Origin of the sequence: Sagittula sp. SSi028 (assembly GCF_048553715.1) — a bacterium.
Lineage (GTDB): Bacteria > Pseudomonadota > Alphaproteobacteria > Rhodobacterales > Rhodobacteraceae > Sagittula.
The window spans coordinates 302,434-323,385 of record NZ_JBLZNC010000004.1; the positions used below are offsets into that span (position 1 = coordinate 302,434).

26 protein-coding genes are annotated in these 20,952 nt (G+C 61.6%); 9 read left to right on the plus strand and 17 right to left on the minus strand.

Annotated elements, in window-relative coordinates; translation table 11 throughout:
• Positions 1 to 80 precede the first annotated feature (80 nt).
• A complete protein-coding gene (locus ACN5AZ_RS10060; protein ID WP_419428741.1) occupies positions 81 to 809 on the plus strand; it encodes a metallophosphoesterase family protein in 729 nt (242 codons plus the stop codon).
• Here ACN5AZ_RS10060 and ACN5AZ_RS10065 read toward each other — a convergent pair.
• A complete protein-coding gene (locus ACN5AZ_RS10065; RefSeq protein WP_419428742.1) occupies positions 786 to 2,537 on the minus strand; it encodes a SulP family inorganic anion transporter in 1,752 nt (583 codons plus the stop codon). The genes ACN5AZ_RS10060 and ACN5AZ_RS10065 overlap by 24 nt on opposite strands.
• A 260-nt stretch (positions 2,538 to 2,797) precedes the next feature.
• Between ACN5AZ_RS10065 and ACN5AZ_RS10070 the strand changes: the two genes are divergently transcribed.
• The 3 genes from ACN5AZ_RS10070 (at position 2,798) to ACN5AZ_RS10080 (ending at position 6,371) form a co-directional block, all read left to right on the plus strand.
• Entirely contained in the window at positions 2,798 to 3,232 is a 435-nt protein-coding gene (locus ACN5AZ_RS10070) for a universal stress protein (protein ID WP_419428743.1), read from the plus strand.
• 17 nt (positions 3,233 to 3,249) lie between these two features.
• Positions 3,250 to 4,806, plus strand: coding sequence for an alanine/glycine:cation symporter family protein (locus ACN5AZ_RS10075; protein ID WP_419428744.1), 1,557 nt, complete (start codon positions 3,250 to 3,252; stop codon positions 4,804 to 4,806).
• A gap of 245 nt (positions 4,807 to 5,051) precedes the next feature.
• Positions 5,052 to 6,371 carry a sensor histidine kinase gene (locus ACN5AZ_RS10080; protein ID WP_419428745.1) on the plus strand — a complete coding sequence of 440 codons (1,320 nt, stop codon included), beginning with the start codon at positions 5,052 to 5,054 and terminating at the stop codon, positions 6,369 to 6,371.
• 55 nt (positions 6,372 to 6,426) lie between these two features.
• Here the strand turns inward: ACN5AZ_RS10080 and rpmE are convergent, their stop codons facing one another.
• The 14 genes from rpmE to ffh all read right to left on the minus strand — a co-directional run bounded on the left by rpmE (position 6,427) and on the right by ffh (position 15,917).
• Complete coding sequence (gene rpmE / locus ACN5AZ_RS10085) at positions 6,427 to 6,648, minus strand: 50S ribosomal protein L31 (RefSeq protein WP_419428746.1); 222 nt, start codon at positions 6,646 to 6,648, stop codon at positions 6,427 to 6,429.
• A gap of 12 nt (positions 6,649 to 6,660) precedes the next feature.
• Positions 6,661 to 7,044, minus strand: coding sequence for a 50S ribosomal protein L19 (gene rplS / locus ACN5AZ_RS10090; RefSeq protein ID WP_419428747.1), 384 nt, complete (start codon positions 7,042 to 7,044; stop codon positions 6,661 to 6,663).
• 192 nt (positions 7,045 to 7,236) lie between these two features.
• Positions 7,237 to 8,331, minus strand: coding sequence for a Hint domain-containing protein (locus ACN5AZ_RS10095; RefSeq protein WP_419428748.1), 1,095 nt, complete (start codon positions 8,329 to 8,331; stop codon positions 7,237 to 7,239).
• A gap of 86 nt (positions 8,332 to 8,417) precedes the next feature.
• Entirely contained in the window at positions 8,418 to 9,212 is a 795-nt protein-coding gene (gene trmD / locus ACN5AZ_RS10100; protein ID WP_419428749.1) for a tRNA (guanosine(37)-N1)-methyltransferase TrmD, read from the minus strand.
• Between the two features lie 41 nt (positions 9,213 to 9,253).
• Positions 9,254 to 9,736, minus strand: coding sequence for a hypothetical protein (locus ACN5AZ_RS10105; RefSeq protein ID WP_419428750.1), 483 nt, complete (start codon positions 9,734 to 9,736; stop codon positions 9,254 to 9,256).
• A gap of 172 nt (positions 9,737 to 9,908) precedes the next feature.
• Positions 9,909 to 10,430 (minus strand): ribosome maturation factor RimM, encoded by a 522-nt coding sequence (rimM, locus tag ACN5AZ_RS10110; RefSeq protein ID WP_419428751.1) that lies wholly within the window; start codon positions 10,428 to 10,430, stop codon positions 9,909 to 9,911.
• Between the two features lie 302 nt (positions 10,431 to 10,732).
• Positions 10,733 to 11,107: a 30S ribosomal protein S16 gene (gene rpsP, locus ACN5AZ_RS10115; protein WP_419428752.1), complete on the minus strand. Its 375-nt coding sequence runs from the start codon at positions 11,105 to 11,107 to the stop codon at positions 10,733 to 10,735.
• Between the two features lie 47 nt (positions 11,108 to 11,154).
• Positions 11,155 to 11,460, minus strand: coding sequence for a chorismate mutase (locus ACN5AZ_RS10120; RefSeq protein WP_419428753.1), 306 nt, complete (start codon positions 11,458 to 11,460; stop codon positions 11,155 to 11,157).
• Entirely contained in the window at positions 11,453 to 12,055 is a 603-nt protein-coding gene (locus ACN5AZ_RS10125) for a GNAT family N-acetyltransferase (protein WP_419428754.1), read from the minus strand. Before ACN5AZ_RS10125 ends, ACN5AZ_RS10120 begins: the two co-directional genes overlap by 8 nt.
• On the minus strand, positions 12,052 to 12,651 hold the full coding sequence (locus ACN5AZ_RS10130) for a GNAT family N-acetyltransferase (protein ID WP_419428755.1): 600 nt from the start codon (positions 12,649 to 12,651) through the stop codon (positions 12,052 to 12,054). Before ACN5AZ_RS10130 ends, ACN5AZ_RS10125 begins: the two co-directional genes overlap by 4 nt.
• Positions 12,648 to 13,157 carry a GNAT family N-acetyltransferase gene (locus tag ACN5AZ_RS10135; protein ID WP_419428756.1) on the minus strand — a complete coding sequence of 170 codons (510 nt, stop codon included), beginning with the start codon at positions 13,155 to 13,157 and terminating at the stop codon, positions 12,648 to 12,650. Before ACN5AZ_RS10135 ends, ACN5AZ_RS10130 begins: the two co-directional genes overlap by 4 nt.
• A complete protein-coding gene (locus tag ACN5AZ_RS10140; RefSeq protein WP_419428757.1) occupies positions 13,154 to 13,684 on the minus strand; it encodes a GNAT family N-acetyltransferase in 531 nt (176 codons plus the stop codon). The genes ACN5AZ_RS10135 and ACN5AZ_RS10140 overlap by 4 nt, the downstream gene beginning before the upstream one ends.
• Positions 13,681 to 14,214, minus strand: coding sequence for a GNAT family N-acetyltransferase (locus ACN5AZ_RS10145; protein ID WP_419428758.1), 534 nt, complete (start codon positions 14,212 to 14,214; stop codon positions 13,681 to 13,683). Before ACN5AZ_RS10145 ends, ACN5AZ_RS10140 begins: the two co-directional genes overlap by 4 nt.
• 194 nt (positions 14,215 to 14,408) lie before the next feature.
• Positions 14,409 to 15,917 carry a signal recognition particle protein gene (gene ffh, locus ACN5AZ_RS10150; protein ID WP_419428759.1) on the minus strand — a complete coding sequence of 503 codons (1,509 nt, stop codon included), beginning with the start codon at positions 15,915 to 15,917 and terminating at the stop codon, positions 14,409 to 14,411.
• Between the two features lie 310 nt (positions 15,918 to 16,227).
• On the opposite strand from ffh, the gene ACN5AZ_RS10155 reads away from it, so the two are divergent.
• On the plus strand, positions 16,228 to 16,671 hold the full coding sequence (locus ACN5AZ_RS10155; RefSeq protein WP_419428760.1) for a hypothetical protein: 444 nt from the start codon (positions 16,228 to 16,230) through the stop codon (positions 16,669 to 16,671).
• A gap of 9 nt (positions 16,672 to 16,680) precedes the next feature.
• On the opposite strand, the gene ACN5AZ_RS10160 is transcribed toward ACN5AZ_RS10155, so the two are convergent.
• Positions 16,681 to 17,265: an FMN-dependent NADH-azoreductase gene (locus ACN5AZ_RS10160; protein ID WP_419428761.1), complete on the minus strand. Its 585-nt coding sequence runs from the start codon at positions 17,263 to 17,265 to the stop codon at positions 16,681 to 16,683.
• A gap of 117 nt (positions 17,266 to 17,382) precedes the next feature.
• Between ACN5AZ_RS10160 and ACN5AZ_RS10165 the strand changes: the two genes are divergently transcribed.
• Positions 17,383 to 18,264 carry a LysR family transcriptional regulator gene (locus ACN5AZ_RS10165; protein WP_419428762.1) on the plus strand — a complete coding sequence of 294 codons (882 nt, stop codon included), beginning with the start codon at positions 17,383 to 17,385 and terminating at the stop codon, positions 18,262 to 18,264.
• Entirely contained in the window at positions 18,264 to 19,157 is an 894-nt protein-coding gene (locus tag ACN5AZ_RS10170; protein ID WP_419428867.1) for a DMT family transporter, read from the plus strand. The genes ACN5AZ_RS10165 and ACN5AZ_RS10170 overlap by 1 nt, the downstream gene beginning before the upstream one ends.
• Here ACN5AZ_RS10170 and ACN5AZ_RS10175 read toward each other — a convergent pair.
• The gene (locus tag ACN5AZ_RS10175) at positions 19,154 to 19,495 is read right to left on the minus strand and encodes an ArsR/SmtB family transcription factor (RefSeq protein WP_419428763.1); all 342 of its coding nucleotides are present in this window, start codon (positions 19,493 to 19,495) and stop codon (positions 19,154 to 19,156) included. The genes ACN5AZ_RS10170 and ACN5AZ_RS10175 overlap by 4 nt on opposite strands.
• A gap of 263 nt (positions 19,496 to 19,758) precedes the next feature.
• Here ACN5AZ_RS10175 and ACN5AZ_RS10180 point away from each other — a divergent pair, with 263 nt between their 5' ends.
• Both ACN5AZ_RS10180 and ACN5AZ_RS10185 read left to right on the plus strand, forming a co-directional pair.
• Positions 19,759 to 20,163 (plus strand): AtpZ/AtpI family protein, encoded by a 405-nt coding sequence (locus ACN5AZ_RS10180; protein ID WP_419428764.1) that lies wholly within the window; start codon positions 19,759 to 19,761, stop codon positions 20,161 to 20,163.
• Positions 20,153 to 20,923: a F0F1 ATP synthase subunit A gene (locus tag ACN5AZ_RS10185; RefSeq protein ID WP_419428765.1), complete on the plus strand. Its 771-nt coding sequence runs from the start codon at positions 20,153 to 20,155 to the stop codon at positions 20,921 to 20,923. Before ACN5AZ_RS10180 ends, ACN5AZ_RS10185 begins: the two co-directional genes overlap by 11 nt.
• Positions 20,924 to 20,952 lie beyond the last annotated feature (29 nt).

The following is a 20,952-nucleotide window of genomic DNA, read 5'->3' on the forward strand; positions in this document are numbered from 1 at the left end:
GGCGGTCCCTCGGGGCCGCCCGTTTGTCATTTCCCGCGCGTCACGCTAGGTCCTTTTCAACCACGGGAGGAGACCACAGCGTGAGCCAAAACATTTACGCCATCGGAGACATTCACGGGCAGCGCGAGATGCTGACCGATGCATTGGCGCAGATTGAAAATGACGGCGGGCGGGATGCGCGCATCGTATTTCTGGGGGATTACGTCGACCGCGGGCCGGATTCGCGCGGTGTCATCGACATTTTGGCACAAGGTCTGGCGGAGGGGCGCAACTGGACCTGCATCAAGGGCAATCATGACCGTCTGTTCGAATGGTTCATTGAGCCACCCATGCCACGCAATGACCCGCACCTGATCATCGGATACGACTGGACGCACAAGAACATCGGCGGGCGCGAAACGATGGCCTCCTACGGGATCGAAGTGCCAGACCGCATCCGTTCTGGCGAATTGGCAGAGCAGGTCCGCGCGGTTGTCCCCGACGAACATCTGGCGTTCCTGCGCGACCTGACGCTGCAGCAGCGGATCGGCGACCGGCTGTTTGTCCATGCGGGTATCCGGCCCGCAGTGGCGCTGGAAGAACAGGCTGAGGATGATCTGCTGTGGATCAGGGACCCGTTTCTGGAGGACACCAGTGATCACGGCGTGCTGGTGGTGCATGGCCATACGATGGTCGACGCGCCGGATCTGCGGGTGAACCGGCTGAACCTCGATACCGGGGCGGGCAAGGGCAAGCCGCTGACCATCGCGGTCTTTGACGGGCCGGAAATTTTCCGGCTGGGTGCCTCAGGACGCGGTCCTTTGGCCTGATGGGGCGGGCGTGGCCAGTGCTTGCCACGCCTGAAACTGGGACAGAAAGACCTGACCGCTGAGATCCTCAAGCAGATGGGCGCGCCGCAGCTTGTCCATCACCGGCCCTTTGATCTGGCTCAGGTGCAATGTGATGCCCATGTCGGCCAGACGGCGGTTCAGCTCTTCGAGCGTCTCCAGCGCGGACATATCGATGTCATTCACCGCAGGACAGTTCAACACCACATGGCGGATCGGCTGGTCACAGGTCACGCGGGTCAGCACATAGTCTTCGAGAAAGCGGGCATTGGCGAAATACAGGCTCTCATCCACCCGCAGTGTAATCAGATGCGGCTGCGTTTCGACCTCGTGGCGAAGGATGTTGCGGAAATGCTGCGTGCCGGGGACAAGGCCAATTTCGGCCACATGCGGGCGGGACGTTTTGTACAGATGTAAGCCGATGGAGATAAGCACTCCCGCTGACACGCCGACCTCGACCCCCAGTGTCAGGGTCAGCAGGATGGTCGCCGCGACGGCTGCAAAATCCACCGCGCTGTAGCCCCAGGCCCGTTTCAGGATCGACAGATCCACCAGCGACAGGACCGCCACGATGATCGTCGCCGCGAGCGTTGCGATCGGCAGAAAGTACAACACAGGCGTCAAAAACAAGGCGGCCAGCAGAATGCCCACAGCGGTATAGGCTCCGGCGGCGGGGGTTTCGGCACCGGCATCGAAGTTCACCACAGACCGCGCAAAGCCGCCCGTGACGGGATAACCGCCTGTCAGTGCCGCGCCAATGTTGGACGCGCCCAGCCCGATCAGCTCCTGATCCGGGACGATACGCTGCCGCCGCTTGGCCGCGAGGGTCTGCGCCACCGATACGGATTCAACGAAACCGATAACGGAAATCAGAACCGCAGGCAGCGCCAGCTGCTGCCACAGCGCGCCATCGAGAACCGGCAGGGTCAAAGGCGGCAGGCCAGTGGGGACCTCGCCCACGATTTTCACCCCGTAGCTGTGCAAATCAAAGGCCCAGGTCGCAGCGATGGTCACGCCGACGGCGAACACCGGACCGGCCTTTGTCAGAATATCTGCCAGCTGTGGTGGGGTGCCATTGGCCACCAGAAGCGGCTTCATCCCCCTGCGCACCCAGAACAGAAAGCCGGTCACACTCGCCCCGATCGCCAGTGTGACCGCGTTGGTATTGTCGAGGTGGGTGACCAGATCCGCGACGGTCTCGATCAACGTGTGACCGCCCGCATCCACCCCGAGGATATGCTTGAGCTGCGAGGTGGCAATCAGCAGGCCCGAGGCGGTGATGAAACCCGCGATCACCGGATGTGACAGGAAATTTGCAATAAACCCCAGCCGCAGCGCGCCCATCAGCAGCAAAAACGCTCCGGACATAAAGGCCAAGGTGCCCGCGGCCAGTGCGACGTCGACGGGGTTGGTAAGCCCCAATTCCCCGATGGCGGCGGCGGTCATCAGCGACACCACTGCCACAGGACCAACGGCCAGTGTCCGCGATGTGCCGAAAACCGCATAGGCCACCAGCGGCAAGATCGACGCATAAAGCCCCATCTCCGCCGGCAGTCCTGCCAAAAGCGCATAGGCCAGCGATTGAGGAATCAACATGATCGTCACGATAGCTGCGGCCAACAGGTCAGATGTCGCCTCGGTGCGCCCATAGCTTTGTCCCCATTGAAGGATCGGAAAAAAGCGGCGCAGGCGTGAGGGGTGAAGAGACATGTCAGTATCCAAAGGGGGGAGCTTCTTCCCACTTATATTCAATAAACAGAATTTAAAAGGTTTCGTGGAGAGTTTCTCCCTATGTGCAGCCAGCACAGCAGAATTTTGGCCGCAAACGAGTGGTTGATCAGACAATCTTCCCGAAAATCTGACTAAAATCGATCAAATTTCCCATCAGCTGTCATTTTTCCGGCGCATGACAGGGGCGAACTGCGGTAGATTGTCACAATTACATGACGCCATCAGCAGGGAGTGGGCACATGGCAGAAAAATTCGTCGTCGGATTCGACGGCAGCGACGCAGCGAAGCGGGCGCTGGATTTTGCGATCCAGCGGGCGCAGGTCACCGGTGGGGCGCTGGTTTTGGCGCATGTTCTGGAATGGTCCCCTTATTCGTTCCTGACCCCGACAGAGATCGAGGAACGCCATGCCCGCCGCAAGGAAGAGATGGCCCGCGCCGAGCGCGCCATCCTGACGCCCGCGCGCGAACAAGTGACCGCCGCCGGTGTTCCCGTCGAGGCCGTGATCAAATACGGCCATGTCGCCGAAACCCTGGTCAAACTGGTCAAAGCGGAAAGCGCGGTTCAGATCATCCTCGGCCGGGACGGGAACTCCTCCTTTGGCAGTCGGGTGTTCGGTTCCGTGGCCGGGTCCTTGGTCCAAATTTCGCCGGTGCCCTGCACCATCGTGCCATAATGTCGGGGAGACAGATCATGACATCGACTTTTACGCGCCCAGGGCTTGGCGCGTTGATGCTGGCGTGGCTGGCAAACGCCGCCGCCGCACAAGACAGCGCCGGCATCGACGAGACCATCAACGCGGCCTTTGCGGGGGCAACCGGCTGGTTTGTATCCGCGATCTTCAGCCCGTTTCCGGGCACCGATTTCCCGTGGATCGTGGGCTGGCTTGTGCTCGCCGCGACCGTGTTTACCGTCTATTTCGGGTTTATCCAGTTTCGCGCCTTTGGCCACAGCATCGCGCTGGTCAAGGGTGACTACTCTGACCCCGATGACGCTGGTGAAGTCAGCCACTTTCAGGCGCTTGCCACGGCGCTGTCCGGAACCGTCGGTCTGGGCAACATCGCGGGGGTTGCGGTGGCTGTCGGCATCGGCGGGCCGGGGGCGACCTTCTGGATGATCCTCGCAGGCCTGCTGGGCATGGCGTCGAAGTTCACGGAATGTACGCTCGCCGTGAAATACCGTAATGAATACGAGGACGGCACCGTCTCGGGTGGGCCAATGTATTACATGGTCAAAGGCTTCGCCGAACGCGCCTTGCCGGGGGGCAAAGTGCTGGCTGTGCTGTTTTCGATTTTCTGTATCCTGGGCGCGCTGGGCGGCGGGAACATGTTTCAAGCCAATCAGGCACATCAGGCCCTGACCGGCGTTTTGGGAGAATACCCCGGCGCGATCACGGGTGTGGTCTTTGCGGTTATCGTGTTTATGGTGATTGCTGGCGGTCTAAAATCCATCGCATCAGTAACCGAAAAGGTCGTGCCTTTGATGGCGGTGATCTACGTCGGCACCGCTTTGGTGATCCTGATCATGAACGCCAATATGATCGGCTGGGCCTTTGGCCAGATCTTTGCTGGCGCCTTCACCGGTTTGGGCATTGCGGGCGGCATGGTCGGCGCGTTGATCCAAGGGTTCAAGCGCGCGGCCTTCTCGAACGAGGCCGGTGTCGGGTCCGCAGCGATTGCGCATTCGGCGGTCCGCACCAAGGAGCCGATCACCGAAGGTTTTGTTTCTCTGCTCGAGCCGTTCATCGACACTGTTGTGATCTGTACCATGACGGCGCTGGTGATCATCATCACCCAGCAGTTGCTGATTGATGAGACCACCGGGCTTTACATGCTGAACGAGGCGGGCACCGCCATCGCGACCGTCGACGGCAACACGGGTGTCAGCCTGACCGCCGCCGCATTTGGCAGCGCGTTCTCGTGGTTTCCGACGGTGCTGGCCGTGGCCGTGATCCTGTTCGCCTTCTCCACGATGATCTCGTGGTCCTACTACGGGTTGAAGGCGTGGACCTTCCTGTTCGGCGAGGGCAAGGCCAAGGAGCTGACGTTCAAGGTCATCTTCTGCCTGTTCGTGATCGTAGGCGCCTCTGCCAATCTTGGGCCGGTCATCGACTTCTCGGATGCGGCAATCTTTGCCATGGCCGTGGTGAACATCATTGGCCTGTATCTGTTGATGCCCGTGGTGAAACGCGAATTGCACAGCTACCTAACGCGGATCAAATCCGGCGAGATCCGCAAATTCACCGATTGATGCTAAATTGATCTAGTGTGACGCAGGGCTGCCCATCGGGTGGCCCTGTTTTGCTTTTGGAGTGTGCCAGAAATTATGCTCAATTATTCAACAAGTATTATCTATTAAACAATTCCGGCGTGATTGATTTATGAGCTTTCACGCAAAGGTGGTTAATATGACCGCTTTTCAACAACTTGTGTTGGAGCGGATTACCCCGCTCGGGTACGCTGAGGGCAGTTTTAATCGGTACTCTTGTTCTGACCATGATCCAATCCGGTATACTCGGGGCAAAGCCTGTTCGTATGACGCAAAGCAGACAGGATATCCAATTGCTCTACGATGTAGAGTACGGCGACCGTAAGGAGACGGTTGGTCGCCTGCTGTCCGTGTTTTTGGGCACTGGGTTAATGTACGCCTACGAGCCGGGAATTTTGCCATTGCTGTGGGGGGCGGGGTATTTTCTGGCGCATGCGCTGCATTGGGGGTTGCTGAAGCATTTCCTGACCTTGCCCCGGGACGCTTTGGGGGCACACCGCCGCAATATTGCCGCCGCCAGCTATATGGTTGTTGTCATCGCCTTCTTATGGATGCCTGTCTATTGGACGACCTTTCATAGCGAAATACAGATTTATGTCGGCGGGGTCTTGATTGCGGCGACTGTGGTTTACCAGATCCGCCGTGCCGACCGAATTCTCTGGCTGGTCTGGGCGCAGGTGGTGACACTTGCCGCAGCGGTGCTGGTTATTTTGGCAGGCCATCTGGATCACTTCGACACACCGGTGGAATGGACCGGTGCTGTGGCGGTGACCCTGATTGGCTATGTCTATGTGGCGCGCTCCATGCTGTATGCCCGTGGCGCCCGGATCAGGATGGAACTGGCGGCGCAACGCTCGGCACAGGATCAAAAGATGTCTGCGATCGGGCGATTGGCAGGTGGGGTCGCCCATGATTTCAACAACATGCTGACTGTCATCAAGGGCAACCTCGAACTCTATCATTTGATGCAAAGCAGCGCGGAACAGCGCGCCGTGGTGGATGAAGCCTATACCGCCGCCGAACGCGGGGAGCAGGTTGTGCACCACCTGCTAGTCTACGCGCGAAAGGCCCCGACCCATCCGCGCGTGGTCGAAGTTAACTCCGCTGTGGCGGATGTGCTGACCCTCGCGCGGCCTTTGATCCGTGACACGATACGGGTCACAACCAAGTTAAGCGAGACCCCGCTTTTCGTAGAGGTCGACGAAAGCCAGCTGACCACAGCGCTGTTGAACGTGATCAAAAACGCCACCGATGCCATGCCCAACGGTGGTGCTTTGCACGTTGCTGTCACGGCTGTCGCGGGCAGACGCAGAGACGCCGTGGAAATTACGGTCGAAGACACAGGCGGCGGGATCTTGGCAGAAAACCTGACCCGCGTGGCCGAGCCATTTTTCACCACCAAGCCGGTGGGCCAAGGGGTCGGACTGGGCCTGTCGATGGTCGCCGGTTTTGCGCAGGCAGCGGCGGGTGAATTGCGGATCACCAACGCAGGGCAGGGGGCGCATATCCAGCTGTGTTTGCCCGCCAGCCCGCCGCCTGCGCCGTAAACAAAAACGCCGCCCCCGTAGGAGCGGCGCAACATTTGCCCAAAGGGGCGAATGATCAGAAGCCGAGACCTTCGTACTTCTTTTTGAACTTGGAGACGCGGCCGCCTTGGTCGAGCATACGGCCCGTGCCGCCGGTCCATGCCGGGTGCGCGGTCGGGTCGATGTCGAGCACGAGGGTGTCACCCTCTTTGCCCCAAGTGGTGCGGGTCTGGAACTCGGTCCCGTCGGTCATTTTGACGGTGACGAGGTGGTATTCGGGGTGCAGATCCTTTTTCATCTCGTCTGTTCCTTACGCGTTTGCGCCCTTGGGGGCTTTGTAGTTGGTGTCTTCCGCGATACGGGCCGACTTGCCGCGGCGCGAGCGCAGGTAGTACATTTTGGCGCGGCGGACGCGACCACGACGTACAACTTCGATGGAATCGATGTTGGTCGAGTACAGCGGGAACACACGTTCCACGCCTTCACCAAAGGAAATCTTGCGGACGGTGAACGTGCCAGCGATGCCCTTGCCGTTTTTGCGGCTGATGCAGACGCCTTCGTACATCTGCACGCGGGTGCGGGTGCCTTCGGTCACCTTGTAGCCGACGCGGATGGTGTCGCCGGATTTAAAGTCGGGGATCTCTTTCCCCAGCGCAGCAATCTGCTCCGCTTCGAGCTGTGCGATCAGATCCATCTGACCTTCTCCTTTTTTACACGCGGTTTGCCCGCGGAAATGTCTGGTTGTGCCTTGATTCCACAGGGGAATTTCCACAGCCAGCTTTTGCTTTGTTGTCAGGAAGGCATGTCTGCCCGCCACATCCCAAGGGGCCGGACGATTCGACCAGCCACATGGGATGCGCCCTGCTACACACAAACCCCCTTTGTTTCAAGGCTGATCTGTGGAGCCGTCCTGTGTTTCGGGGGGCTGCGCCAAGTTGACCAGCTGCCGCGCATGCCGCAGCAACGCGTCTTGCCGCCGCAACCAGACCCGCCCCTGTTTGGTCGTCAGCAGTGGGCGCGCGGGCGGGCCATTCCACGGGTCGCCTATGCGAAGCGGGTATAGGAAGCGGCCCCGGATCTCTGCCATCTGCCGTAGGTTAAGTCCGGATATAATCTGCGGCCCCAGCAACAGGGTCTCGGTGCATGCGCCGTTTGAGACCACCACACTATGACGGTCCAGCGCAAAGTGGCACCAATCGGCGTGCTGCCTGCCGGGCATTTTGCGGATGCCGTTCCAGCCGATCAGCGATTTGCAAGGCACCAGCACCCCGGCCGCCTCTTCCTCAAGACCGATCACCGGAAACTGACCGGCCTCTCCCAGCAGGACACGATGGTTGGCGGACAGGATCAGATCGCGTGAGGGGCGGTTGCGCCCGAGGCTTCCCTTGGGCAAGAGCACTGGCGCCTTGTGCCTGTCGTCAGGATCGATCGCACGGCGAGAGCGGTGGACCCAGCGCACCGGCTGCGCGCCATAATCACGCGTCATCACCAGATCACCCTCACGGATCCGCTCGGCCCGGATGGGTCCATCTGCGGTCTCGATCAGCGTCGCGGCATCAAAACAGGCCAAGGTGGCGAAGCTGCTGTAAGCTGCAGGAGACGCATCGCCCTGTTCGCTGGCGCTGACCGTGTAGGCCTGTCCGGGCGTCATCTTTCCGCTGGCGAAATATCCGACCAACCGTCCGCCAATTTCCACACGCTCCAACCAGATGGTCGTGACGCCGTCGAACACGGCATAAAATGCCTCGTCATAGATTTGGCCACTGTCGAGAGCGGTGCCGCCCGCGTCCCTAACGATACCCGTTTGATCCGGATCGCTGCCCACCTCGTCGTTGCTGCCGTCTCCGTCAAAATTGGGGTCATCATCGGTGATATCGATGTAGCGCAAATGCAGTGCCGGATCGAAATCCGCGCGCAAGGTCCAGGAGTTCGACGGCGCATCAAACGTCAACGCATCAGGCGCATAAGCTTCGATAATCACAACACACCCCAATCACGACGAACGGACGCAATGGGGTGTGCCAGCCGAAGGCCAAGTTGAGGTTAATTCCGCAGGCCAGGGCCCGATTAAGTATCGCGGTTTTTAAACGCTTCCCACAGATCGGGGCGGCGTTCCTGTGTCAGCGCCTCGGCCTGCTGGCGGCGCCATTTCGCGATTTCGCCGTGGTTGCCGGACAGCAATACGTCCGGCACCTTGCGCCCGTGCCAGTCGCTGGGGCGGGTGTATTGAGGATGTTCCAAAAGCCCGTCGGAAAAGCTCTCTTCCTCGGTGGATTCCGCATTGCCCAGCACACCTGGCAGCAGACGTACTGTCGCATCCAGCATGACCTGCGCGGGCAGCTCGCCCCCCGTCAGCACATAGTCCCCCATCGACACTTCTGTGATGTTGAACTGTTCGATAACCCGCTGGTCCAGCCCTTCGAACCGGCCACAGATCAGCGTGGCCCCGGGGCGTTGTGCCAGATCCCGCGCCATGCCTTGGGTAAAGGGGCGACCACGGGGACTGAGATAAATCAGCGGAGCCGCGCGATGCTGGGTCGCGCGGGCGGTTTCAATCGCGGCGGCCATCACGTCGGGCCGCAATACCATGCCAGCGCCGCCACCCGTCGGGGTGTCGTCGACATTACGGTGTTTGCCCTCTCCGAATTCGCGCAAGGGGACGGTCTGCAATTGCCAGCGCCCTTCCTTCAGTGCCTTGCCCGTCAGCGACAGGCCGAGGATGCCGGGAAAGGCCTCGGGGAACAGGGTGATGACCTGCGCGCGCCACGCGCGGGCAAGCTCGGGCGCCTGTTCCATCAGATCGCGGGGTTTCAGCGTCGGGCGGATGGTCTTGCGACCGTGGGATTTCGGAGTGTTCGACATGGGGCCTGCCTTAGCCCGAGCTGGCCGCAGGGGGCAAGCGGCTATGACGCGCTCAGATGCAAGTGATCCCGCAGCGCCAATACGGCATCGGGCCTGCGGAAACACTGGGCGAGGCGGCTGGCCTCTGATGCGGGCAGCTCCAGCACGCGGCGCAGCGTGTACAGCGTCGCCAGCTGGTGCAGGTCCATGGCATCACTGGTGGGCATATGCAGCGCGTCATAACAGCGGCGGATCACACCATCGACACTGTAGACCAAATAGGGGGCATCAGTTGAGGGCTGTGCGCTGTGCCAAAGGCTGCGTTCAACGGTTTGTCGCAGGATGTATTCAGACGGCAGATCCGCTGGCAGGCGGCGCAACGCGGTCACGCGGCGCAGACGTTGGCCAGCCCACGCGCCACGACGGCCCGAAACACCGGCACGCAACGCGGTAAGCCCACCGGCAAAGGCAAGGTAGATCACGCCATGGCCCGCGCCAAACAGCCCCACAGCCGCAGCAGGGGCGAGAGCGATGCTGCAATACATCGTGCGGCGAACTCTGTGATCCAAACCCATTACCCAACAAAACGGAATCGCTTTGACGTAGGGTGACGCGGGAAGATGGCGCATTAAAGGCCCTGTTTGCCCTGTCTCGCCGAAATCCGGCGAGGCGTGGAAACAGTGAGCTGCCATGCGCCGTTTTGGCGCGATATAGGGGTTAGTCCAGCAAGCCCTCTGGCGGATCGGCGACAATCCGACCCGCAGCCAGATCGACAGTCGGCACACAGGCGAGTGTGAACGGCAGCAGAACAGTGCGCGACTGGCCGGGGCGCAAAAGCTCCAGCAGGTCAGCGGCCCCGTGGTTGTGCACGGCTTTGACCCGTCCCAGCGCCGCGCCGCCGGTGTCAAAGACCTCCAGCCCGATCAGGTCCGCGTGGTAGTATTCGTCATCAGGCAGCGAGGGCAGGCGATCGCGCGGCGCAAACAGCCGCACACCTTTGAGCGTGTCTGCCTGTTCCTTGGTCGCGATACCGGACATGCGCGCGGCAAACCCCTGTTTGACCTCGCGGGTGATGGTCAGATCATACTGGGCACCGTTGTCGCCGGTTAGCGGTGTGTAGTCCGCAATTGCCAAGGGATCGGTGGTAAAGCTCTTCAGCCGGACCTCACCTTGCACGCCAAAGGCACCGGCAATCGCGCCAACGCAGATCTGGTCCTCTGGGTCGTTCCCGTCGTGCATCCGCTTATCCTTATCTTACCTGACACAGGCCAGCGCCTGCCCATGTGCCATTGGCCGCTGCGCACAGCGTCTTTTGCTGACTTCGTTCGTAAAATACGCCGGATATGAAGGCGGCGACAAGGACAACAACAAGGCGGATCAATCGAAACATGGACGTGGGTGTGCCATGTGGCGCGATGTTGCGCCAGATCCCAATTGCACCAAAGAAAGCGCCCCGACCTCCGCAAGGGGATGTCGGGGCGCCAAAGCCTGCCCCTGGTGGGCAAAGACAGGCGGCACAGCCTCGCTACGCGAGGATGATCTTATTCAGCGGACTCTTCTGCTGCGGCTTCGGCGGCTTCTGCTGCCTTGGCTGCTTTCTCTTCAGCGCGGTCCTGAGCTTTCTTGCCCGGCTTTGCTTTCTGCGGGTTGTTGCGCTCTTTCTTTTCGACGACGCCAGCGGCTTCGAGGAAACGGGACACGCGGTCGGTGGGCTGTGCGCCCTCACCCAGCCAGTACTGAACGCGCTCCATGTCCATTTTCACGCGCTCTTCGCTGTCTTTGGGCAGCAGCGGGTTGTAGGTGCCCAGCTTCTCGATGAAGCGGCCATCGCGCGGCATGCGCGAGTCAGCCGCAACGATGCGGTAGAAGGGGCGCTTTTTGGAGCCACCACGGGCAAGACGGATTTTAACGGCCATTGTATTTCTCCTTGATCTGAATGGCGTGTCCGGACGATCGGTCCGGGTTAGGCTTGGTGTTCCTTATGGTGTCGGATCACCTCCTGAATGATGAAATTCAGGAATTTCTTGGCGAAGGCGGGGTCGAGGTCGGCCCGTTTCGCAAGGTCTTCGAGCCGCGCGATCTGCGTTTCTTCACGCGCGGGGTCGGAGGGCGGGAGGTCATGGGCGGCTTTCAGCGCGCCCACGGCCTGCGTATGTTTGAACCGCTCGCCCAGCGTATAGACGAGGATCGCATCTAGCCGGTCGATGGATTCGCGGTGCTCCTTCAGGATCTGGGCCGCGCGGGTAACGTCATTGGGTGCGTCAGTCAATTGCAAAGCCTTTCGGTTTGAACAGCGGGTCCTGATAGTGCGCGATTTCCATATCCACGCCATGGCCGGTCTGGCCGCGCAGTTGCTCCAGCGTGGGATGGCGATAGACCGCATCACTGCCATCGATGGACGGGGCATTGTGGTCTTTGACACAGCCCAGACGTTCCGCCAGCCGGATGGAATCGAGATTCTTCGGATCGATGTAGGACACGGCGGTCTCCCAGCCCATGTCCTGATAGAGATGCCGGCGCACGCGGTCGGTCGCCTCCAAGGCGTAGCCCTTTCCGGCGCGGTCGGGCCAGATGATCCACGCGATTTCCCGTTCGGGCCATTTCGCCGGAAACCAGCCCCCGGCCATGCCGACGGTTTCATCCGTGCCCTTGAGGTGGATCATCCACATGCCAAAGCCGCGAATGTCCCAATGGCCGATTTCCGCCGCATACAGCATCCACGCCTCATAGGCGTTCAACGGCCCGCCCATGAAACGCGAGCGGTAGGATGCGAAGGTGGCCTTGAAATCGGGGTAATCCTGCGGCTGCGGGGCGCGCAACTGCAGACGTTTGGTGTCCAGAACGGGGATATCGACAAGGCTCATGCGGCATCCCCCTTGGCGTGGCGCCAGACAAACAGCGCATCGTCGTCCAAAGCGGCCTCGGCTGTGGCATCACGGCGCGCGCCTGCGCGTTTCATCAGCCGGTTGCCCCGATCATTGTCAGAGGCCACGTAGCTGACAACGCTGTCCCATTTCAGCGCCTCAAACGCATGGTCGCGCGCAGCTTCAAGCGCTTCGAGCGCGTAACCATGGCCTTCAGCGCTTTCGCCGATGAATATGCCCAGCTCGGGTTCCGGATCGTCCCAGTCATAGCCCAGCAGAACAAAGCCCGCCGTCGGCGTTGTGGCGGCGTCTATGGTCCACAGGCCATGGCCGTGCAGCATCCAGCAGGCGACGTAGTTGGTGAAATCGCCCCAGGCTTCCTTGCGGGTGTAGGGGCCATCCATAAAGATCGCCCGGTCCGAGGTCATGATCTCGGCGTAGGCCTTGAAGTCATAGACACGCGGGCCGCGCAGTTGCAGGCGGCGCGTGTCGATCACGGGCACCTTGCCCCCCATGCGCGCAGCCACGCGGGCGGCTGGACCGGGGCGGTGCGTCTCGCAGGGGGCTTTGGACGTATGGCGGTCGGCTCCGGTCACGGGCGGGCCTCCGGATGACGCCACAGGTGGACAGGTTTGCCCAAAAGGGTGGTTTCACGTTCGGGCTGGGCGCCCAGTTTCAGCGCAACGCCCTGTGCCGCGCCGTTGTCGGGGTGGATAAAGGAGGCCAGCCGGTTCAGCCCGTGCGCTTCCCACGCCCAAAGACGGGCGGCGCGCATGGCTTCGGTCCCCAAACCCTGACTTTCAAGCTTGGCATCAAAGATATGGCAGGTCAGTTCGGGCTCTTCCCACATCACATGGTTCAAAAGGCCGGTGCGGCCGATGACACGGCCTGCCTGCGTGATGGTGAACATGCCGTAGCCGCGCAGACCCCAATGGCCGAATTGGCCCAGAAACCCGCGCCACATGTCGAAACGATCCTCGCGCGGACCTCCGACAAAGCGCGCCCGGTCGGAGGACATGAACGCGGCCACGGCGTCAAAGTCCTCTTCCTCGGGGGTGCGCAGGACCAGCCGGTCCGTGGTGATCGAGATATGCGCCTTCACAGGACCGCCTCCGGTCCGGGGTGACGCCAGAGTTCGTCCTCGCCCATTGCGACGTTGACATATGTGCGTTCGTACACCGCGCCCAGCCGCGCGGCGAGCCGTTTGGACCGCTCGTTCGACGGCACGATATTCGACGTCAACGTGGCGAGTTTCAGATCCTCATAGGCATAGCGGCGCACCCGTTGGGCGGCCTCGAAGGCGACGCCGCGCCCCTCGAAGCCGTCAAACACAACCCAGCCGATTTCCGGCTCGGGCCAGCCTTCGGGGTTCCAGATGCCGCAGATGCCACAGGGCTGCCCGCTGGCCCGATCCACCACGGTGAAATAGCCGTAACCGTGCCAATGCCAGTGTCCGACGTTCAGTGTGAACCAGCGCCACGCATCGCCACGGTTGTCTTCGCCGCCGAAACCGGCGCTGCGGATCGGGTCCATGAGAAAGCGGATCACATGGTCGGCGTCGCCTTTCTCCGGCGCGCGGATGATCAGGTTTTCGGTTTCCAGGACGGGCGCGAAGGGGACGAGTGTCATGCGTAGGCCTCCGGGCTGCCGTCGGTGTCCAGCGCATGGCGGTAAACGACGGTGTCAGAGGCGGTCTCGCCCGCAGGCAGCGCCGCCTGTGGATCGTGGATCGCGCCAAGGCGTTCGGCCAGCGCGATGGAGCGGCTGTTGGCGGGATCAATGTAGGACACGACTGTCGTGTGACCCTGTTCCGCCGCCCAGTTGCGCGCGGCCAAGGCGGCCTCAAAGGCGTAGCCCTGACCTTCGGCTTGCGCCAGCAGGGTCCAGCCCAGCTCAAGCTCCGGGAAGTGCGGGGGTTTGAACAGGCCGATCTGGCCGAGGAATTGGCCGTCGCGGTCTTCGATCCCCCATGGGCCGTGGCCCAGAAGATCCCACATGGCGACCTCGGAGGCGATCCAGCGCCACGCGTCCTTGCGTGACACCGGCCCGCCCATGAACCGCGCACGATCTGTCGCGAACAGGTCACAGAGCGCGTCGAGATCGTCCATCGTGTGGGCGCGCAGCGTCAGGCGCGGGGTGGTTAATGTCGGTGCGGGCATCAGGCCGTTCCTTCGGGCCGCATGAGGCGCACGGCTGCCGCGCACGCGAGGGGCGTCGCGGCGGGCCGTGTGCAAGGCGGTGTGTGAGGGAAGGGATGCAGCATGACAGTCCGGGCGCGGTGCTTTGGGGTTGGTCGGATGCCTCCGGCGGAGGTATTTGAACCAAGAAAAAGCCTCGGGCGCGTTAACCTTTCTTACTTTTTCTTGCCAAAGCCGGAGAGGCCGGGTGGTAGGCCGCCACCGCCGAGACCGGGCAGGCCACCGGGCATCTTGGCGCCCATCTGTTTGGCCGCCGCTTCGAGCTGTTTCGGGTCCATCTGGGAGGGGTCCATGCCCGCAGGCATGCCGCCCTTGCCGAACATGCCTTTCATGGCCTGTTTGAGCATGCCGCCTTTGCCCATCTTGCCCATTTTCTTCATCATGTCGGACATCTGGCGCTGCATTTTCAGCAGCTTGTTGAGGTCGGAGACCTCCATGCCGGCACCGGCGGCGATGCGTTTCTTGCGGGAGGCTTGCAGCAGGGCGGGGTTGGCGCGCTCTTTCTTGGTCATGGAGTTGATCAGCGCGATCTGGCGTTTGATCACCTTGTCATCCATGTCAGCGCTGTCGACCTGTTTGGCGAGTTTGCCCATGCCGGGCATCATCTCCATCATGCCGGCCATGCCGCCCATCTTGATCATCTGGTCAAGCTGCATCTTCAGGTCGTTCATGTTGAACTGACCCTTCTGGAAGCGCTTCATCATGCGCTCGGCCTGTTCGACCTCCAGCGTTTCCTGCGCCTTTTCGACGAGGGCCACGATGTCGCCCATGCCAAGGATGCGGCCTGCGACGCGGTCGGGTTCGAAGGTCTCCAACGCGTCCATCTTTTCGCCAAGACCTACGAATTTGATTGGCTTGCCGGTAATGGCGCGCATCGACAGGGCCGCACCGCCGCGTCCGTCACCGTCCATCCTAGTCAGAACGACGCCGGTGATGCCGACGCGATTGTCGAAGTTTTCAGCGGTGTGCACCGCGTCCTGACCTGTCAGCCCGTCGACCACGAGGATGGTTTCACGAGGGTTGGCCACGTCGCGGACGGCTTCGACCTGGGCCATCAGCTCTTCGTCGATGGACAGGCGGCCTGCGGTGTCGAGCAGATAGACGTCATAGCCGCCAAGGCCCGCCTGCGTCTTAGCGCGCTTGGCAATCGCCACCGGGTCTTCGCCCTTGACGATGGGCAGGGTGTCGACACCGATCTGGGTGCCGAGGATCGCCAGCTGTTCCATCGCGGCGGGGCGGTTGACGTCCAGCGAGGCCATCAGGACCTTTTTGTTGTCACGCTCTTTCAGGCGCTTCGCCAACTTGGCGGTCGTTGTGGTTTTACCGCCGCCCTGCAGGCCGACCATCAAAATGGGGGCGGGCGGGTTGTCGATCTTGAGCTTGCCGGGGTCTTCGCTGTCGCCCTTGAGAACGGCGATCAGCTCGTCATGGACGATTTTGACGACCTGCTGACCGGGGGTGACGGATTTCGTCACGGCCGCGCCGGTGGCTTTCTTTTCGACCGCCTTGATGAACTGGCGCGCCACGGGGAGGGATACGTCCGCTTCGAGCAGGGCGACGCGCACCTCGCGCAGGGCGGTTTTGACGTCGTCCTCGGACAGGGCGCCTGCCTTGGTCAGCCGGTCGAAGACGCCGCCAAGGCGTTCGGAGAGATTTTCGAACATGGGCAGTTACGCCTTTCTATCAAGTCTCGTGGTCACACCGAGATAGGGCAGCGGGACCGGCATCGCAAAGGGGCAAAGCGGAAATGCCCCCGTGGGCGCAACGCGCTGACGGAGGGCGATCCCGGGCATTGCCCATGGGACCGGAAGACTCAGACGCTTCCGGATGTTGGGGCCTGTTACGAAAAATCGGGGGATATGTCAATTGATCGCCTGTCCCATCGTCGCTTGATGGGTCTGCGGCTTTGGTCGCGGTGTCATGAGGCGGGCGTGCTGGCTAGGGTGCGGATGAGCGCGCAACCAAAGAGACCCCATGCCAGCCAGCTATACTGTTATGCCCGAACTGAACACTGTGTTGGTGACGTTTACAGGGGACATCACCGTCGACCAGAACGTTGCATGTTTGCTGGCCTATCGGGATGATCCCGATTTCGACGGGGCGCAGCATATCCTGCTGGATGTGCAAAGCTGCCGGTTTCCGGAGCGGTTTTTCGAGGAAACCCAGCGAATTGCCGATCGGCTGGCGCCGTTCCACGTGGCGCGGGATCCGCGGGCGCGCACATCGATTTATGCGCCGGGGAAGGTGAATTACGGCATCTGCAAGCTGTACCGCGATGCAGTTCTGGCGCGCATGCCCTATCCGCTGGAAGTGTCGCGCGATCCGCAAGAGGCGCTGGCATATGCCGAACTGGACCCGGAGCGCAGCGATCTGCGCGCTCTGCTGCACGTCCCGCCGGTGGGACGCACAGCATTTTAGGCGCATCGCTCAGGCGGCGAGACCGTTCAGGTCTGCGGCTGCGCGGGCCTTGGATGCCTCGGGGTCGAGGCTCTGCAAATCCGACCGCACGATCTGAACATCGGTGATGCCGACAAAGCCAAGGACATGACGCAGGTATGGGGTGGCGTAATCAATGCCGCTGTCGACCTCGGTGCCACCTGACGCGATGACCAGCACGGCGCGCTTGCCGGTCAGCAGGCCTTCGGGGCCGTTTTCGGTGTAGCGAAAGGTCACACCGGCGCGGGCAATCATGTCGATCCATGCCTTCAGGCTGGCGGGGATGCCGAAATTGTAGATCGGGGTCGAGATCAGCAGGGTGTCGGCCTGCCGCAGCTCTTCGATCAGGGTCTCGGACAGGGCAAGCCGCGCGCGCTGGTCGTCACTGCGCTGGTCGTCCCCGGTAAAGGCCGCGTGCAGCCAGCCTGCGTCGAGTTGCGGGATGGCCTGTGCGGAGAGGTCGCGTGTCAGCGTGGTGTCAGGCGCAAGGCGATCCACCACCGCATCGGCCAGAGCGCGGCTGGTGGAGTCCTCGTGGCGGGCGGAGGCGTCGATGCGAAGCAGGGTATTCGTCACACATATGTCCTTTCGATTTCGATAAATCGTGATGTCGTAGCGTAACTTGTGACTTGTGCTGGCGAACGCAATCTGAGCAAAAGGACGGGTAATGTTGAAATTTGCACAGGTGCAGTCATGGACAATTGGGACGAAGTTCGCACGGCGTTTCAGGTGGCCCGCATGGGCACGGTCAGCGGCGCCGCCGAGGTGCTGGGCGTGCACCATGCCACGGTGATCCGGCATATCGATTCATTGGAAGGGCGGTTGGGCGTCAAGCTGTTCCAGCGCCATGCGCGCGGCTACACCGCCACCGAGGCGGGAACGGATCTGCTGCGTGTGGCGCAGACAACCGATGAGCAGTTCCAGCAGCTCGAAGGTCGGATCAAAGGGCGCGGGGCGGATGTGTCGGGCGAATTGCTGGTCACCTCGCTGATTTCGCACGCGCCCTTGATGGTGCCGGTTCTGATGTCCTTCCGCGAGGCGCACCCTGATGTGGTGGTGCGCTACCTGACCGATGACCGTGTGTTCCGTCTGGAGTATGGCGAGGCGCATGTGGCCGTGCGGGCCGGTGCCGCCCCGCAAGAACCCGATAACGTGGTGCGCCCTTTCTCTCAGCAAGCGATCACGCTGTACGGTCACAAGGACTACATCGCGCGCAAGGGGCTGCCCGAAAGCGAGGCGGACTTGGTCAATCATGATTTCGTCTGCCACGACGATGTGGACCACCGCGCGCCGTTCTGGCGTTGGCTGCGCGGTCTTGTTCCCAAAGAACGGATGGTCTTTTGCAGCGTGGATATGCGCGTGCAAGAGGCCGCGATTGCCGCCGGTGCGGGTCTGGGCTTTCTCGGTGTGCGCGAGGCCGAGCAATACGAGGGGATGGTTCAAATTCTGCCGCCGCGCGACGATTGGACCATCCCGCTTTGGTTGGTCACCCATGTGGATCTGCATCGCACGGCCAAAGTGCAGGCGTTCCTTGCGCATCTGAAAAAGCACGCAGCCGAAGTTCTGGGCGCGTGATCCGCAACCTCGGGCCTGCGGCACGCGGGCATCTGGCCATGTTGGGCTTTGCGATGATGGTCGCGGGCTCTTTCCCTTTGGGGGCCATGACAACCGCGCATATCGATCCGGTTGTGCTGAACGCTGTACGCTTTGCTGTGGCGGCTTTGGCCATGTGGGGGCTTGTGGCCATCAGCGGCACAGGGCTGCGCGGGGTGTCTGTCGCGCCGTGGCGCTACTTTGTGCTGGCGGCTCTGTTTGCCTTTTATTTCGTCACCATGTTCGCCGGTTTGCAGACCGCCGATCCGGTCAGTCTGGCGGCGGTGTTTACGTTGAACCCCGCGCTGACGGCGGTGTTTGGCTGGTTTGTTGTCCAGCAGGTCACGACGCGGCGCATGGCGGCGGCCATTGCCATCGGGGGTGTCGGGGCGCTTTGGGTGGTGTTTCGCGGCGATCCCCGACTGGCATGGCGGTTCGAGATCGGCCCGGGGGAGGCGATCTACTTCTGGGGCTGTGTGGCCCATGCGCTGTATACGCCGCTGCTGCGCAAGCTCAGCCGCGGCGAGCCCGCGCTGGCCTTTGTTGCGATGGTACTGACGGCGGGGGCAATTATCCTGTGGATCTATGCCTGGCAGGATATCCTTGCGACGGATTGGGCTACGATGCCGGTGATCGTCTACAAGGTCATTGCCTACACCGCGCTGGTGGCCACGGGGCTGACGTTTTTGATCCTGCGCTATGCGGCGCTGCGGCTGCCGTCGGCCAAGGTGATGGCCTACACTTATATCGTACCCAGTTGCGTCATCGTGTGGCAGTTCGCTTTAGGGCAGGGCGGTCCGGCCGCGATCCTGTTGCCCGGCGTGGGGCTGACGGCTTTTGCGCTGCTGTTGCTGCTCAAGGATGAAGGGCACTAGCTGTCCGCGCCGGTGCCCTCGGACAATTCCCCCTCAAGGAAGCGTTCAAAGGCGTCGAGATTGACCGGCTCGAACAGGCCGAAGCTTTGCATCCAGACGGTGGCCTCGCGCAGGGCGTCCGGTTCCAGCTTGCACCATTTGACGCGCCCGCGTTTGTCCTGACTGATCAGCCCCGCATTGGTCAAAACGTTCAGGTGCTTGGATATTGCCGCAAGCGACATGTCAAAAGGCTCTGCCACATCGGTGACGGCCATATCGTCTTCGAGCAGCATCGACAGGATGCGGCGGCGGGTCGGGTCGGCCAGAGCGGCGAAAGTGGCATCCAAGCGGGCGGTCATAGGTATCGCGATACCGGCTTTGGCCGCGTTTGCACAGAGGCAGAAAGGCCCATGCGCTGAAACTCAACCAAAGTGTTGAATAACGGATTTCACAAATTTGGCGGGCTGCGGGCGGTGATCGCCGTCGGCGGCGAATCGCGTCAGGTGCAATTATTATTTTAATTCAACGCCTTGCGGAGGTGTCGCAGACGGTTAACCCGTCATTGACTCGGGGGGGATCACCGCCTATTCCCTGCTGCGAACTCTGATGGAGCCAACCGCTCATGAGCGCGCCTGACCACAAGCGACAGATGCAGGACCTTGAGGACCGCATCAGCGCCTACAAGACAGCGCGCGGCGGCAAAAAGGCCCATCAGGAAGAACACTACAGCCAGGCCAACGTGGCGTGGCGCATGGTGACGGAGATGGTGGCCGGGCTCGGGATCGGGTTTGGCATCGGCTACGGGTTGGATGTGGTGCTGGGCACCGGACCCTTCCTGATGGTGGTCTTCGCGCTGCTGGGCATTGCCGCCGGCATCAATGTGATGCTGCGCACGGCAAAAGAGGTGCAGGCGAAGCAGGATTTGAACGGGGCGGACGCGCCCAACGACGACAAAGGCACCCGCACGGGGGCCACAGACAAGGGCGCCGCATCTGGCGCGAACGAGGGGAACAAGGATGGCGACTGACACGCACGGTGCAGAACACGCGACCGAAGGCACGGGCCTGGTCTTTCACCCGATGGACCAATTCATCGTCAAGCCGCTGTTCGGCAACGGCGATGTGGGCATGTTCACCATCACCAACGTGACGCTGTGGCTGTTCCTGGCCGTTGTGTCGGTTGTTCTTTTGATGGTGGTTGGCACCTCGCGTCGCGCCATCGTCCCCAGCCGCTCGCAGTCGATCGCTGAACTGGCCTACGGCTTCGTTCACAAGATGGTCGAAGACGTCGCCGGCAAGGACGGTCTGAAGTACTTCCCCTACATCATGACCCTGTTCATGTTCATCGTGTTCGCCAACTTCCTTGGCCTGATCCCGATGTCCTTTACCACGACGTCGCACTTTGCCGTGACCGTGCCGCTGGCGCTGGCTGTGTTCATCGGTGTGACCGTTCTGGGTTTTGTCAAAAACGGTGCCGGTTTCCTCGGCCTGTTCTGGGTGTCCTCGGCGCCGTTGCCGCTGCGGCCCGTGCTGGCGATCATCGAAGTGATTTCCTACTTCGTTCGCCCGATGAGCCACTCCATCCGTCTTGCGGGTAACGTTATGGCGGGCCACGCCGTGATCAAGGTCTTCGCAGGCTTTGCCGCTCTGGCCGCTGTGTCCCCGATCTCGATCCTCGCGATCACGGCGATGTACGGTCTCGAAGTGCTGGTGGCCTTCATTCAGGCCTACGTCTTCACGATCCTGACCTGCGTGTACCTCAAGGACGCGCTGCACCCCTCTCACTAATCACGGCGGCGGGCCGATGGTGGCCCGCT